Raw genomic sequence first — 13,379 nt, 5'->3', positions numbered from 1 at the left:
CACTCCGCCCGCACGGAGGGAGCAAACCCGGCACATCACCCCAGAAAGGCTGGTGATCTGAATCACTCGCGGGAAGGTTGTACAGCAATGAGACGCAAGTTCATAAGGATTCCCGGACTTCCCGATCGAACGTGTTCCAGCCTGCGGTCCTCACCGCCCAGAGGCGAGCCCAGACGCCTAGTCCCTTCCTGCCCCACACGGCGCCCGACACCGCTCGGCCCCGCCGGACCACATGCCTGTCGGGGGCGACGAGCCGGAAAGGAATGCGGGGGCGCGCGGTCACCGGCAGCGCGACTCAAGCGCACTTGCTGAGAACGCTGCGCGACGCGCCCCGCCAACGCTCACTGCGACCTGACAGTTGGCCCGCTTGCCCAGAGCGCCGCAGTACTGGCGGGCCACGCCGACCGACATCCGTCCGTCCTTGGGGAAGGACACGTCGTCGACCAACCACGCCTCGGGCTTGACCAGTGCCGTCATGCGTTCGGCGATCCGCCGTCTGACCGGCAGCGGGTCCCAAGTGGACTGGTTGACGAACTGCTGCAGGTTCTGCTCGTTGCCGTCCGCGAGCCGGCCGGCCATCGCCTGGATCGACTTGCGCCGCCCATCCAGCATCAGGCCCCGCAGATAGCAGTCACCCTTCGCCCGCTGGTCCCGCCGCGGGACCGACGCGAACACATCGGCCGCGAACTCCGCCAACTCAAGACGGACCTCGTCGACTTGTCGCCTGTCCACACTCCCAACATGCTCCCGGACAGCGAGAATGGAAAGACCTAACGGAGTCCTATTAGCAACGCGGCGCGCTCGACGCGTCCCGGCTCCACGCGCTCGTGCGCGCCGCCGCCACCCCGTGCCGCGGCGCTGCGTATCGCCACCCGCGGCCCCCGCGACGGCGTCCTCGAGATGCTCGGGATCCTTCCCGCACCGCCCTGGGGTGTACCAAGTCGGGTTGGCAGCTTGCCGACGCCCTGCAGGCCGTCCGCCCCCGCCGAGGAGAGTGTCCTGGACGAGGCCGGCGGCTGCACCTGGTGCCTGGAGGCGACCCCGCCGCCGACCGGTCAGCCTTCGCACATGGGCTTGCCGAGGTTGGCTGCCGTTTCAGCGGCGTCCGCATGTGTCATAACGGTGACGGCTGCCGACAGGGCGATCATCAGGCTGGCGATGACGACACACATGGTGGAAAGGCTGCTATGCCAGGGTGCGGTCGGCCCCGATCCGCGGCGTCGTGCGCTGCGCAGGAGCACGATGTGCACGGTCACTGCCAGTACGGCGGCGGCCAGAGCACCGTACGACAAGGCGAAATGGGTCCACGGAACGGCGATGTAGCGGCAGGCGGCGGACTGGTGGTGGACGTGTTGTGTTGACACGACCAGCGTCGCGACGAAACAGGTGACGGCTGCGGCGGTCAGCAGCGGAACGGACAGAATCGCAGTACGCCGACGTCTCGGCAGATACTGTGGCCGCTCTTGGGCATCGGAAGTGGTCTCGGCCACGGGATCAGTACCAATCCGGGTGCGGGCGGACGATGCGGACCTTCTGCTGGCCTTCGGCCTTTTCCGTGTTGGGGAGGCGGCCGTCGAGGCTGACGTTGCGGTACGGGTCGCTGTGCTGGGTGTACTTGATCTCACCATCCGGCATGACGCCGGTGACGATGGCGGCGTGGTGCGTGTTGCCCTTCTCGATCTGGTCGTTGTCGCCGGCCTGCTCGTAGTAGATGATGTCGCCGGGACGGACCTGGTCGCGTGGCACTTCCTCACCCCCGTGATCGAGCATGAAGTTCTGCTGGTTCTCGGCTCCGCCCCAGGACTTCGAGTAGTACATCGTCTTGTCCCACCAGTCGTTGCCGATACCGCTTTCATGGCCCCAGGTATCGTCGCCACGCGCCCCCGACCAGAAGTCGAGCTTCTTCTGCATGCCTGCGTGATCGAGAGCTTGGGAGACGAAGTTGGTGCAGTTGTTTCCGAAGTCGATCGGATCGTCCTGGTCCCAGTTCTGCAGCGCGTACTCGACCATCTTGACGCGGTCGAACTTCCCGTCCGTGCCGCGCATCTCCTGTTTGGCGCTCTCCGGCAGCCCCTCCAGCTTCGACAGGGCGACCGGGTCGGCCAGCATCAGCTCGTGCCGCTGCTTGTCGCTCAGGCCGTTCCACCACATGCGCTGAGTCATCGGCCCGGCATCCTTGGGTATCTCGGCGCCGAGGATCTCCATCTCCGCCTGCGAGGCCTTGTTCTGCACCTTGAGCGCTTCGTCGGGGTCAGCGATGTTCACCTGTTTCGTCAGCATGGCGAACTTCGCGGCGGCCGTGTTGTCGGCCTCGCCGACCTGCTGCAGCACATGATCGCGCAGCGCGACGATGTACTCGCGCGCATGCAGCTTGTCCGGGTCCTCACCGGGCATCGGCGCGCCCTCGGGCAGACCGTCCGTGCCGATGCGCAGATTGTGGCGCTGGGCGAGTTCGTTGATCTCGCGCGCCGAGCTCAGCGCGGTCTCCATGCTGTCGGCCACGGCCTCGCAGAGCATCTTGCCGCCGAGCAGAATGTCGTAGGCGGACTCCAGCTGGTCGGCCAGCTCTTCGAATTCCTTTGCGGCCTTCTGGCCCACCTCGTCGGTCCAGCTGTCGGCCAGCGGCTTGGTGCCGTTGCCCCGGATGTCCTGGGCCGCGCGCAAAGCGTGCTTGGCCAGCGTCACCCACTCTTCGGCAGCCTTGCGCCACTTCTCGGGCCGGGCATTGATCACGGCCTCATAGTTCACCACCGGCCGCTCACGCCTTTCCCAGGTCGTTCAGGCCGTGCCGCAGCCGTGAGGCCGCTTCCTCGTCCTGTGCGTCGTAGCTGCCGGCGCTTTCCTGCAGCCGCTCGCCCAGCTCCCCCATCTTCTTCGCCAGGCCCACCATGTGCTCCTCCCACGTCAGCGCGCAGGAGTAGAGGTGCTCGGCACACTCCCAGCCCCAGACAGAGTCCGCCAAACCCGTCGCCTGGCTCTCCTCCAGGGAATTGTTCAGCTTGCGGACCGTCTCCCGGGACAGCACGCTCATGTCGCTGCCCGTCGTCCGCACAGCATGGCTGTTGATGCTGATGTTGCCCATGCGTGGATACCCACCCCGTCGGTCACTTTTCGGATCATCGTACGGGAGTGCCGGGAGGCGGTTGGCCAGCCCGACACCGTGAGAAAGAGCCTGTGCCAGCCGGTTGTCGAGGACGTCAGGGCGAGATGATGTCGGGCGCCATCATCTACACGGTTTGACCGCCGCCCCGGCCATCGCCCCGGCCCGGGTGGTCCCCGCACAAGCGGGCTATACCCGCGCCGCGCGGTGGACTTCCTCGAAGCACGCAAGATCGGCACCCGCAGGTTGTTCGCCGGAAACCTCAGTCGGCACTCCGCCTACCAGGACCGCCGGTACCGCGTCGTCGGCAGCCTCGCCAACAGCGACGTCATCACCGAACACACCTTCTGGACTGGTGTCTACCCTGGCCTCAGTATCGAAATGATCGACTACGTCGCGGACTCCATCCGGGAGTTCGTCGCCAAGAGCTGACGTCCTGAGTGCGACGGCACGCCCCAGCCTCCGGGACATCTGTCCCGAAAGAGTCGGGACACGGACCTCTGGGAGCGGGCCGCCGATTCGGCCAGTGTGGAGTGGTGATGAAGACAACCGTGGACAGGACGGAGGGCCCCGCCGGGCAGGCCACAGTGCGCTTGCGGACGCCCAGCGAGACGGCCAGCCGTCGGGCCCCGCTGTTCTGGGCGGCCCGTGCCGGACTCGGCTGGGCCGTACTGCTACTGGGTCAAGCCGGCTGGTTGCTGAACGACCGGATCGATACGGTGCCGTACCTGCCGGTGCCGCACCCGCAGTACGTGCTGATCGCGGTGACGGCGGTGCTCGCGCTGCTCCACGTGTCCGTCATGCCCCGCTGGCGCTTCCGGGTGCACCGCTGGGAGGTCGCGCCGGTGGCCGTCTATACCCGAGCGGGCTGGCTCAACCAGGAACGGCGGATCGCCCCCGTCTCACGCATCCAGACCGTGGACACCCAACGGGGGCCGCTCGCCTCCCTCTTCGGGCTCGTCTCCGTCACCGTGACGACCGCCTCGGCCCGGGGCCCGGTCCGGATCCACGCACTGGACCAGGACGTCGCGGAACGGCTGGTCGAGGAGCTCACCGTCCAGACCGGCCAGACCCCCGGAGACGCCACATGAAGGCCCGGACCGCTGCCGCCGCCGAGGGAGCACCGGCGACGGACACCGAGCAGGAGCCCGCGTGGCGGCGGCTGAGTCCGCGCATGCTGGCGGTCCACCCCCTCCACGAGGCACTCCGATTCCTGCCGGTGGTCCTGGGCGTCTTTTTCCTCGGCCGCAGCGGCGAGAAGCCCTGGGGCCTGATCGGCCTCGGGCTGGCCGTGATGATCGGCCTCGGCCGTTACTTCACCACCACGTACCGGGTGACGGACGTGCACGTGCAGGTCCGTCGCGGGCTGCTGCGCCGGGAGGTACTGTCCGTTCCCCGGGACCGTATCCGGTCGGTCGACGTCAGTGCCCGGGTGCTGCAGCGGGCGCTGGGACTGCGGCGGCTGGCCATCGGCACGGGCCGGTCGGACCGGCACGGTGACGGACTGGTACTGGACGCACTGGACACTGCGGCTGCCGAGCTGCTGCGGAACGAGCTGCTGCATCACACCGGACAGCCCGCCCGGGCCGATGCCCCGCAAGCGGACGCCACACGGGACACCGGCGCCGAGGTGCCGCACCCCCGTCCGGCAGGGGACGGACGGCCGCGCCGTGCCCGCTACGTAAAGCCGCGTTCCTCGGGCCGTGAACAGCGGCGTAAAGAGAGTGCCGACGAGATCCGTGAGGATGCGGACCGCGCGGGGGAAGAGCTGATCGCCACGCTCCGGCCCACGTGGGCGCGGTTCGGCGCCTTCACCCTGAGCGGACTGGCAAGCGTCGGCGTGCTGCTGACATCGGCAGTCACGTTCCTCAACTCCGCGGAACTCGGCCCCGACCGCTTCCCCCCGGTGCGTGCCCTGGCCCGGCAGCTCTCCTCGCTGCCGATGCCGCTGGCGGTGCTGGAGACCGTCGTACTGGGAGTGCTGGTAGTGTCACTGCTCTCCATCATCGGCTATGCCGTGTCCTTCTGGAACTTCCGGCTCACCCGGCTCGGGAACGGCACACTGAAGCTGACCCGGGGCCTGACCACCACGCGCTCAGTCACTATCGAAGGGCGCCGGCTCAGGGGCGTCGAGATCAGCGAGACGCTGCCGCTGCGCCTGGTCCGCGGCGCGCGCTGCATCGCCATCACCACCGGCCTGCGGACCGAACGGGGGGCGGAGAACGGCGGCTCACTGCTGCTGCCCCCGGCGCCGCGCGCCCGCGCCCGCGAGGTTGGTGCGGCCGTGTACGGGGACGCGGCACCGATGGACTGCCCGTTGACCCGGCACGGCCACGGGGCCAGGAGGCGCCGGCTCACCCGGGCCCGGACCACGGCTGTGGTGGCCGTCGCCCTGATCGGTGCGCTGTCGCTGTGGGCCGGGTGGCCCGTCTGGAGCTGCCTGGCTTCCCTGGTGTTGCTCCCACTCGGCGAACTGGTGGGGCGGGACCGCTACCACAGTCTCGGCCATGCCCTGCTGGACGGGGCTCACTTGGTGACCCGGCAAGGGTCGTTGGTGCGGCGGCGTCAAGTCCTGTCCTGCGACGCGGCAGTCGGCTGGGTCTTCCACCAGTCCTTCTTCCAGCGTCGGTCGGGGGTGACCACCCTCACCGTGGCCACGGCGGCCGGGCGGCAGTACTACAACGTCCTGGACCTTCCCACGCAAGAGGCGACCGCGCTGGCCGCCGCCGCCAGGCCCGACTGGCTCGAACCGTTTCTCGTCAGCGAGAACGACACCGACGGCGGTGCCGCACCCGTGCGGAGTGGGCCCGCACGCGGCCAGGGCGCTTCTGACGGGTCAGCGCCGGAAAGGCCCTGACCTGCCCGTCCCCGCGGTCCCTTCAGTCCCCATGGAGCCCGTTCTCCTGCTCTACAGCCAACCGTTGTCACGGGCCGTATGAGCCGCCTCGAAGCGGTTGGCACAGTCCGTCTTCTGGATGGCCGAGGAGAGGTAGTTGCGCACCGTCTTCTCGGAGAGGTGCACCCTCGTCGCGATGTGCGGGATCGGCGAACCGTCGATCGCCGCGGCCAGGACCTCCCGTTCCCTGGGGGTGAGCGGGTTGGGCGCGGCCCGCAGCGCGGTGGCCGCCAGCGCGGGGTCCATCACGGTTTCCCCGGCCATGACCTGGCGGATCGCCGCCGCGAGTTCTTCCACCGGCCGGTTCTTCCCGATGAAGCCGCTGGCCCCGGCCGCGAGCGCGCGGCGCAGATGACCGGGACGGTCGAAGACCGTGAAGACCAGGATTCTCGTCTCGGGCAGCTTGGCGTGCAAGGTCCCCGCGGCATCCAGCCCGCTGCCGCCGGGCATCTCGATGTCCAGCAGGCACAGGTCCGGGCGCAGCTCCAGGGCGGTGGACACCGCGCTGGGCCCGTCACAGACCTGGCCGACCACCTCGATGTCCGGCTCCAGCCCCAGCAAGGTCGCAATGGCACCGCGCACCATGGCCTGGTCCTCGGCGAGCAGTACCCGGATCATGTCGTGCCTTCCGTAAGGGAGTGGGCGAGCGAGCCCCTGGCGGTCGTGGAGTCCGTGAGCGGGACGGCGGCCAGGAGGCGGAAGCCGCCGCCCGGCGAGGCGCTCGTCCGGAGGGAGCCACCGAGGGCGGCGACCCGCTCGGTGAGACCGGTCAGTCCGTTCCCGCCTGGCCCTGAGGTCGGGCGCCGGGCGGGCCCCTTGCCGTCGTCGCGTACTTCCAGGACGGCGCGGCTGCCCTCCGTGGACAGCGTGACCCAGCAGTGGGCCGCCTGTGCGTGTCGGACGACGTTCGTCAGCGCCTCACGAACGACCCAGCTCAAAGCCGTCTCCACTTCCTGGGGCAGCCGGTCCGTCACAGCGTCCACCGACACCGAGACACCGGCGTCACCCAGCGTCGGCCGGGCCTCCTCGATGACCGCGTGCAGGCTGAGCCGCCGGTAGCCGGTGACCGCCTCCCGCACCCGGTCCAGGCACTGCCGGCCCATGTCCTCGATCTGCTGGAGTTCCTGCTCCACATCCATCCCGCCGGCCCGGTACAGCCTCCTTGTCACTTCCGTGCGCAGGGTGAGCTGGAGCAGGTCGTGGCCCAGCGTGTCGTGCATGTCCCGGGCGAAGCGCAGCCGCTCCTCGGTCACTGCGGCCCGCGCCAGTTCGCGGCGGGTGCGCCGCAACTCGGCGTTGAGGTCGAGGATCCGGCGGTAGGTAGTCATGGAGAGACCGACCGCCGCGGTCATCACCACCAGCGAGGTGGTGTCCGCTCCGTCGACATGCTCGGCCACGAAGATGGCCAGCGAGACCGATGTCGCAAGCGCCGGCAGGGTCATCCTGGGAGGTACGGCGACCGCGCAGGTGGCCGCCAGATACGTCAACAGGATCGTCCAGTCCTTGCCCAGCCACAGCGGAAGGGCCACGGACAGCGCCGCGAGCGGCACCAACAGTGCCAGCCGGAACCGGTCATCGAGCCGGGCGGAGTGGTACGACCACGAGATGGTCACCTGAGAGACCGCGAAGAGGGCCAGGGCTAAGGCGGCCACAAGGACGGTGGTGAGCGGGCTGTCCGACGCGGAGAGCGAGGGAACCAGACCGAAGAGGGGAATGACGGCAGCCGTGGCGCCCACCGCCGCTCCCCGGGTGGAGGGGGGGCCGGCGGGTCCGTCCGCCCGCTCCGTGCGCGCGCCGAACTTCTGGCTCATCGGCTTTCCCCCTTCCGCGCCCCCAAGCCGGGGCCACGCCCTGCGACCTTCACTCTAACCTCAGGTTTTTCCAGGGGCGGGGCCGCCTGCGGGCCGGGCCGGCGAGCGCGTTGCCGGGCATCGCGCCGAACGCCGGTGGCCGGCACGCGCCCGCGCCAGCCACGACCACATAGGGTCCCGGCCCACCCGCCGCGTAGGCCTACCTGCTGGGGCTCAGTGCGCGGTGTCCCGGCGGAAGGCGAAGCCGGCCAGCAGGGCAAAGCCCAGCGTCCAGCCCCCCAGCACCAGAAGGTCCGACAGTGGGGACGCCCCGCCGTCCAGCAGGGCCTGGCTGAGGTGGGCCCAGCGGCTGGTCGGCAGCGCCTTGGAAATGTGCTGGAGGGTGTCCGGAAACAGCCGCGCCAGCTCAGCCCACACGCGCTTCCCCCCCATGGCCGTACCGCAGGGCCCATCCGGTCGTACCCCCACCGGTCGGCGAGCCGGCCGACCAGAAGCAGCCCGCGGCCGTCGGCATCAGCCGGGCCCGCAGCACGCCTCGCGGGCGCACAGCGGGGGTCTCGGTCGATCACGGCCAGGCGCACCCGGGTGTCGGGCGGGCGGGAGATGACGATGCGGGTTGACTGGCCGCACGTCCGGTCGACATCTCGTTCGCCACGCTGAACTGGCAGAAGGCCGTTCGCGACAAGAACCTGCCCGGCGCCTTCATCCGCAAGAACTTCGAGGCGATGGACTTCGCCGCGCTCGCCGAGGCTACTCCGCCATTCGAAGGCCGACTCCTCGTTCGAGGGCGATGATCGCCAGCGACCGCTCGCCGAGCGCGGCCGTCGTTTTGCCGGTAACCCGGGGGACGGACAGGACCATCCCCTGCGCGCGGGCTTCCCAGGGGGCGGCACGGACAGTCAGCGGAACAGGCGGAAGAACCCGCGCACCTGCTTGACCAACGACTCCGGCTGCTCCAGCGCGGCGAAGTGGCCACCGTGCGGCAGTTCCTCGAACCAGCGCAGGCCGATGAAGCGCAGCTCGGCCTCCCGCCTCGACAGGCGGGTGATGTCGCGCAGGTAGACCGACAGCCCGGATGGCGCGGTCACCTTGTCCCGGAAGTTGGCGAAGCTCTCCCAGTACAGGCGCGCCGACGACGTGGCCGACGCGGTGAACCAATAGGCCGAGATCTCGTCGACGATCGTCTGCCGCGACAACGCGTCCTCGGGATGGCCGTCGTTGTCCGTCCACGCCCAGAACTTCTCGGCCACCCAGGCGGCCTGCCCCGCCGGGGAGTCGGTGAGGCCGTAGCCGAGCGTCTGCGGCCGGGTCGCCTGGATCGCCGAGTACCCCCGGTCGGTGCGCTGCATCTCCTTCTCGGCCTCGAGATTCGCCAGCTCCGCGGGCGTCGGGTCGTCGAACGTGCCCGCCGCCACGGATCCCAGGTTCAGGTGCACGCCGGCGACCCGCTCGGGCGCCACCTCGCCCAACACCGCGGACACCGCCGAACCCCAGTCACCGCCCTGCGCACCGTACCGTTCGTAACCCAGCGAGACCATCAACGTGTCCCAGGCGCGCGCGGTGCGAGTGATGTCCCACCCGGTCGTCGACGGCTTGTCACTCCAGCCGTACCCGGGCAACGACGGCGCGACCACGTGGAACGCGTCCGCCGGGTCACCGCCGTGCGCGCGCGGGTCGGTCAGCGGACCGAGGACCTCCAGGAACTCCAGCACCGAACCCGGCCACCCGTGCGTGAGCACGAGCGGGAACGCGTTTGGCTCCGGCGAGCGGACGTGCAGGAAGTGGATGCCCAGATCGTCGATCGTGTCGCGGTACTGCGGGAACACGTTCAGCCGCTCGGCGAACCCGAAGTCGTAGTCCTCGGCCCAGGCGCGGCAAAGCTCCTGTGCATACGCCAGCGGCACACCCTGTGATCAGTCGTCCACTGGCTGGCGCTCGGGCCACCGTGTCCGTCGCAATCGTTCACGCAGGTCCGCGATCTCGGCTTCGGTGATGCCGACCTCGAACGGCTCGGCGGACATGGCAAGGCTCCTTACTGGTCAAGGCGTAATCGGATCAGATGCAGGTGGACCGTCATCGCGGGCTCCCACGCATGGCGTCGGGTTCGGGGCGGCGGTCGGCGGCAGGGCGCCGGGTCGGCGAGACCAAGATAGATCCGGCCATCGACTTCAGCGATGACCTCCATGAGGAGTTCGGACTGAAGCGCTACCACGCAAAGCACTGAGAGGGTCGTCATGACAGCGAAAGACGCGTACGAAGAGGAACTCGAATACCTCGTCGAATATGCGGAGATGACCCCCGTGTACTTCATCCCGGTCCGAGACGCAGCCAAAAATGTCACCGGGAAAGACCGCACCGAAGCACAGTTGCAAAGCGTCACCCTGCAGCTGATCGGCGACATGCTGGACCGTGGAGTGCAAATCGGCGACCTCGGCTCCCAGGAGGACGAGGACTTCGTGCCCTGGAACCTTCCCCGGGACCAGGCCCTGCAGAGGGTAGCCAGAGAAATAAAGCAGTACGATGATCCGCTGGACTTCGTGAACATCTGCTGGTTCAGCGTCGCCTGAGCCCACAGGACACAGCGCCCCCTCCCGAACCCTCGGGAGGGGGCGCCGCCTTGTCAGCCCGGGCGCAGCCGTGTTACGTCGCAACAGTCACCGCAGGAGCCGCGCGGAGGCCCCTCCGGCAGTCGCACCACCACGGCCGGGGTCAGCCCGCCCCGCGAGCGCCCCAACGTCTCGCGCCCATCGGTTTTCTCACGGGCCCCGCACTTTTTTGCGGGTAATCGTCCGGGGCGCCCCACAACCCCCGCGCTCTCCGCACAGGCGGACGTTGTCGGCTCCCGCAACGCCGTTGACGTGCTCCCCGCGCGAGCTGGCGTGACCAGCACCATCAGCAGGCCGAGGCAGTCCGTGATCAGGTGCCGTTTGCGGCCGTTATCTTGAGCCGTCGTAGCCACGTGAGTCGTACTTGACGGTGGCGTCCGCCTTCACCGACTGCGAGTCCACTATGGCCGCGGTCGGCGCAACGTCGCGGCCTTCCGCCCGGCGGACGCCGTCGCGGAGCCGGTCATGGAGTTCGCGGACCGGACCATGGTCGCGCCAGCGGCGGAAGAACGCGTAGGCGCGGTCCCACGGCGGGAAGTCCGCAGGATGGACCGCCGCTTGATGCCGATATCGACCAGGTAGCGGACTGCATCGAGCATCTGACGGTGGCAAGAGCCTTCCAGCCGGCCGCCCCGGCTGTCCATCCACGCCGGCGTCGGAAAGGCCTGCCGGACCACCGCCCACTCCGCATCACTCATGTCCGAGCGGTAGCGGAGCTCCCGGCCTGGATGATCAGCCGCGTTCCCGAACCTGTGGGCGAGACAGTCACACCCCGGGGTGGACGAACTGGACTCCGCGGGCGTGATCGCATACAAGTGCGATACAAGGCCTCCTGCTTGCTCTGGCTTCGACAACTGCGAGCTACCAGGAGGCCCTCTCTTCATGCGCGTACGGGCGCCACCTCACCCGATCCAGAGCCCTGTTCGCTCAGGAGCGAGCGCCTGATCAAAAGCACGATGGCTTGTCAGAGCCTGTTGGTTGGGAAAGCGGGAAGGGGCCGTCCAGACGCGACGCGGTAGCCGTCAAGACCGCTCTGTGAGGAAGGCCACCACAGCGTCCAGGAACTCCGCCTGCCCTTCGACGTTCGCCATGTGCACCGTGGGCAGGACAGTGAACCGCGCGCCGGGGACGGTCGCGGCGAGCTCCTTCCCGTGGTCGGCGGACGTGACGGTGTCGTGCTCGCCCGCGATGACCAGTGTCGGGCTGTGGATGAGTGTGGCCGTGCGGCGCAGGTCGAAGTCGCGCACCGCAGCCCAGCTCCCGGCCACGCCCTCGCGCTGCGTGGCGAGCAGGGTGCGGCGGAAGCCCTCGACAACCTCGTCGTCGCCTCGCAGCATGTGGGCCGGGAACCAGTTGTGCAGGAACCTCTCCGCGGTGACCTGTATGTCGGGGGCTTCCAGCAGTTCGGCGATCGGTCGATCCCACTGATTCGCCGGGCCGAGGTACGCGGCGGTGTTGGAAAGCACCAGGCGGTCGACGCGCTCCGGAACGTGGATCCCCAACCACTGCGCGACGATTCCCCCCAGAGACAGGCCCAGCACGTGCACCCGCTGCAGGCCCAGGGCATCCAGCAGCTCCACCACATCGCGCCCCAGCCGGTCCAGGGAATACGGACCGCTCGGGACATCGGAGGCGCCGTGGCCGCGCGCGTCGTAGCGCAGCAGCCGGAAGTGCTCGGTCAGAGCCGACATCTGGCCATCCCACATGTGGAGGTCCGTACCGATGGAGTTCGAGAGCAGCAGCACCGGCTTGTTCTCGTGACCGTCGAAGCGGTAGGCGATGCGGACGCCATCGCCGGTGGTGATGGCAGTACGGGTCTGAGAAGTCATGTCAGCTCCAGTGATCTGGCGGATATGCGCTCAGCCTAGGAACGCCACCTGCAAGAGTTCTATTACAAAGATCGAAAGAGTTCTGTAGGTTGTCTGGACAATGTCGAACTTCACGCTCCACGAGTTGCAGTGCTTCAACGCCGTTGTGGTCGGCGGCGGCTTCCAGGCCGCCGCCGAGCGACTGCACCGCTCGCACCCTTCTGTGTTCACAGCCGTCGCCAAGCTGGAGCGCCAGCTGGGCCTGGACCTGCTGGATCGCTCGGGCTATCGGGTTCAGCTCACCGAGGCGGGGCACGCCTTCCACCGCAAGGTGCGCTTCCTCCTGCACGAGGCCGAGGAGCTGCAGACCTACGCCGCGCAGTTGGCGATGGGCGAAGAGGCCGAACTGCGCGTGGTGCTCGGGGACCTATGCCCACTTCCGCCGGTGTTGGAGATGCTCAGCCGCTTCTTCGCGCAGTGCCCGCAGACACGACTGCACCTGCAGTTCGAGACGGTCACCGGCCCCTGGGAGCGGCTGCTGGAGGACGAAGCCGATCTCATCGTGCACCGCGTCCCCAAAAGCGACGTGCGGATGGAGTGGATCGACCTCGGCCGCGTCGCGCTGGTGCCCGTCGTGGCGCCCGGTTTCCTGCCCTTCCCTCCGGACACCGACATCACACCGCAGCGGATGCAGGCCTTCACCCAATGCATGGTCCGGGATTCGGCGCGGCATCCGTCCGAACAAGGCCATTTCCTGGTCGAAGGCGCGCCCCTGAGCTCCGTTCCGGACCACCTCATGAAGAAGGAGCTGATCTTGCACGGCATGGCGTGGGGACACGTGCCGCGATTCATGATCGAGACTGAGTTGCGTGACGGACGCCTGCTTTCCATCGCCGGACGGCACTTTCCCGGTGTGGTCGAGGAACTCTCGGTAGCCCGCCGGCGTGACCGGCCGCACGGGCCAGTCGCCGACCAGCTGTGGGACTTCTTGGCCCGCCATGCACCGGTCCTACGGCCGACGCTAAGCGTTGTCCCGTAACTGCTGTTCAGAAGTGCGATGATCTTGCCGTGTCTGGTGTGATCACGGCCTCGGAGCCCTCCTGGATAGCCCCGTTCACCGGGCTGGGCCCGCGGCAGTTCGGCAGGCTGGTCACCGCG

12 protein-coding genes and 3 pseudogenes are annotated in these 13,379 nt (G+C 68.7%); 6 read left to right on the top strand and 9 right to left on the bottom strand.

From position 1 onward, the window contains the following. Positions 1-315: 315 nt before the first annotated feature. From ACZ53K_RS33795 to ACZ53K_RS33780, 4 genes and pseudogenes are all read right to left on the bottom strand, one after another. Positions 316-732: pseudogene (locus tag ACZ53K_RS33795) on the bottom strand (transposase); the annotation flags it as partial. Between the two features lie 323 nt (positions 733-1,055). After that, positions 1,056-1,490, bottom strand: coding sequence for a hypothetical protein (locus tag ACZ53K_RS33790; protein WP_468844309.1), 435 nt, complete (start codon positions 1,488-1,490; stop codon positions 1,056-1,058). Positions 1,491-1,494: 4 nt separating this feature from the next. Continuing rightward, positions 1,495-2,748, bottom strand: coding sequence for an amidase domain-containing protein (locus tag ACZ53K_RS33785; RefSeq protein ID WP_468844307.1), 1,254 nt, complete (start codon positions 2,746-2,748; stop codon positions 1,495-1,497). A gap of 10 nt (positions 2,749-2,758) precedes the next feature. Beyond that, positions 2,759-3,082: a type VII secretion target gene (locus ACZ53K_RS33780; RefSeq protein ID WP_468844305.1), complete on the bottom strand. Its 324-nt coding sequence runs from the start codon at positions 3,080-3,082 to the stop codon at positions 2,759-2,761. A gap of 225 nt (positions 3,083-3,307) precedes the next feature. Here ACZ53K_RS33780 and ACZ53K_RS33775 point away from each other — a divergent pair, with 225 nt between their 5' ends. From ACZ53K_RS33775 to ACZ53K_RS33765, 3 genes are all read left to right on the top strand, one after another. After that, complete coding sequence (locus ACZ53K_RS33775; RefSeq protein ID WP_468844303.1) at positions 3,308-3,532, top strand: DegT/DnrJ/EryC1/StrS family aminotransferase; 225 nt, start codon at positions 3,308-3,310, stop codon at positions 3,530-3,532. Positions 3,533-3,639: 107 nt separating this feature from the next. After that, positions 3,640-4,191 (top strand): PH domain-containing protein, encoded by a 552-nt coding sequence (locus ACZ53K_RS33770; RefSeq protein ID WP_468844301.1) that lies wholly within the window; start codon positions 3,640-3,642, stop codon positions 4,189-4,191. Further along, the gene (locus tag ACZ53K_RS33765) at positions 4,188-5,957 is read left to right on the top strand and encodes a PH domain-containing protein (protein WP_468844299.1); all 1,770 of its coding nucleotides are present in this window, start codon (positions 4,188-4,190) and stop codon (positions 5,955-5,957) included. Before ACZ53K_RS33770 ends, ACZ53K_RS33765 begins: the two co-directional genes overlap by 4 nt. A gap of 51 nt (positions 5,958-6,008) precedes the next feature. On the opposite strand, the gene ACZ53K_RS33760 is transcribed toward ACZ53K_RS33765, so the two are convergent. The 4 genes and pseudogenes from ACZ53K_RS33760 to ACZ53K_RS33745 all read right to left on the bottom strand — a co-directional run bounded on the left by ACZ53K_RS33760 (position 6,009) and on the right by ACZ53K_RS33745 (position 9,828). Next, entirely contained in the window at positions 6,009-6,614 is a 606-nt protein-coding gene (locus tag ACZ53K_RS33760; RefSeq protein ID WP_468844297.1) for a response regulator, read from the bottom strand. Continuing rightward, positions 6,611-7,807: a sensor histidine kinase gene (locus ACZ53K_RS33755; protein ID WP_468844295.1), complete on the bottom strand. Its 1,197-nt coding sequence runs from the start codon at positions 7,805-7,807 to the stop codon at positions 6,611-6,613. The genes ACZ53K_RS33760 and ACZ53K_RS33755 overlap by 4 nt, the downstream gene beginning before the upstream one ends. A gap of 213 nt (positions 7,808-8,020) precedes the next feature. Continuing rightward, positions 8,021-8,239 (bottom strand): hypothetical protein, encoded by a 219-nt coding sequence (locus ACZ53K_RS33750; RefSeq protein WP_468844293.1) that lies wholly within the window; start codon positions 8,237-8,239, stop codon positions 8,021-8,023. Positions 8,240-8,706: 467 nt separating this feature from the next. Continuing rightward, a pseudogene (locus ACZ53K_RS33745) lies at positions 8,707-9,828 on the bottom strand (epoxide hydrolase family protein). 213 nt (positions 9,829-10,041) lie between these two features. Here ACZ53K_RS33745 and ACZ53K_RS33740 point away from each other — a divergent pair. Beyond that, on the top strand, positions 10,042-10,374 hold the full coding sequence (locus tag ACZ53K_RS33740) for a hypothetical protein (RefSeq protein ID WP_468844291.1): 333 nt from the start codon (positions 10,042-10,044) through the stop codon (positions 10,372-10,374). A gap of 1,061 nt (positions 10,375-11,435) precedes the next feature. Here ACZ53K_RS33740 and pcaD read toward each other — a convergent pair. Next, entirely contained in the window at positions 11,436-12,242 is an 807-nt protein-coding gene (gene pcaD, locus ACZ53K_RS33735; RefSeq protein WP_468844289.1) for a 3-oxoadipate enol-lactonase, read from the bottom strand. A gap of 100 nt (positions 12,243-12,342) precedes the next feature. Between pcaD and ACZ53K_RS33730 the strand changes: the two genes are divergently transcribed. Together ACZ53K_RS33730 and ACZ53K_RS33725 are read left to right on the top strand one after the other, a co-directional pair. After that, positions 12,343-13,260 carry a LysR family transcriptional regulator gene (locus ACZ53K_RS33730; RefSeq protein WP_468844287.1) on the top strand — a complete coding sequence of 306 codons (918 nt, stop codon included), beginning with the start codon at positions 12,343-12,345 and terminating at the stop codon, positions 13,258-13,260. Between the two features lie 29 nt (positions 13,261-13,289). Further along, positions 13,290-13,379 (top strand): annotated as a pseudogene (locus ACZ53K_RS33725) (IS5/IS1182 family transposase); the annotation flags it as partial.

This window comes from Streptomyces sp. NPDC033221, from assembly GCF_055577005.1.
Note: the sequence above shows the minus strand (reverse complement) of the source record. Positions and strands in the feature narration are given on the sequence as shown.

What these genes read in the sequence shown, in the direction of transcription:
- ACZ53K_RS33730 (WP_468844287.1), top strand. Translation starts at nt 12,343, where the DNA reads ATGTCGAACTTCACGCTCCACGAGTTGCAGTGCTTCAACGCCGTTGTG.
- ACZ53K_RS33765 (WP_468844299.1), top strand. Translation starts at nt 4,188, where the DNA reads ATGAAGGCCCGGACCGCTGCCGCCGCCGAGGGAGCACCGGCGACGGAC.
- pcaD (WP_468844289.1), bottom strand. Translation starts at nt 12,242, where the DNA reads ATGACTTCTCAGACCCGTACTGCCATCACCACCGGCGATGGCGTCCGC.
- ACZ53K_RS33755 (WP_468844295.1), bottom strand. Translation starts at nt 7,807, where the DNA reads ATGAGCCAGAAGTTCGGCGCGCGCACGGAGCGGGCGGACGGACCCGCC.
- ACZ53K_RS33760 (WP_468844297.1), bottom strand. Translation starts at nt 6,614, where the DNA reads ATGATCCGGGTACTGCTCGCCGAGGACCAGGCCATGGTGCGCGGTGCC.
- ACZ53K_RS33770 (WP_468844301.1), top strand. Translation starts at nt 3,640, where the DNA reads ATGAAGACAACCGTGGACAGGACGGAGGGCCCCGCCGGGCAGGCCACA.
- ACZ53K_RS33740 (WP_468844291.1), top strand. Translation starts at nt 10,042, where the DNA reads ATGACAGCGAAAGACGCGTACGAAGAGGAACTCGAATACCTCGTCGAA.
- ACZ53K_RS33780 (WP_468844305.1), bottom strand. Translation starts at nt 3,082, where the DNA reads ATGGGCAACATCAGCATCAACAGCCATGCTGTGCGGACGACGGGCAGC.
- ACZ53K_RS33750 (WP_468844293.1), bottom strand. Translation starts at nt 8,239, where the DNA reads ATGGGGGGGAAGCGCGTGTGGGCTGAGCTGGCGCGGCTGTTTCCGGAC.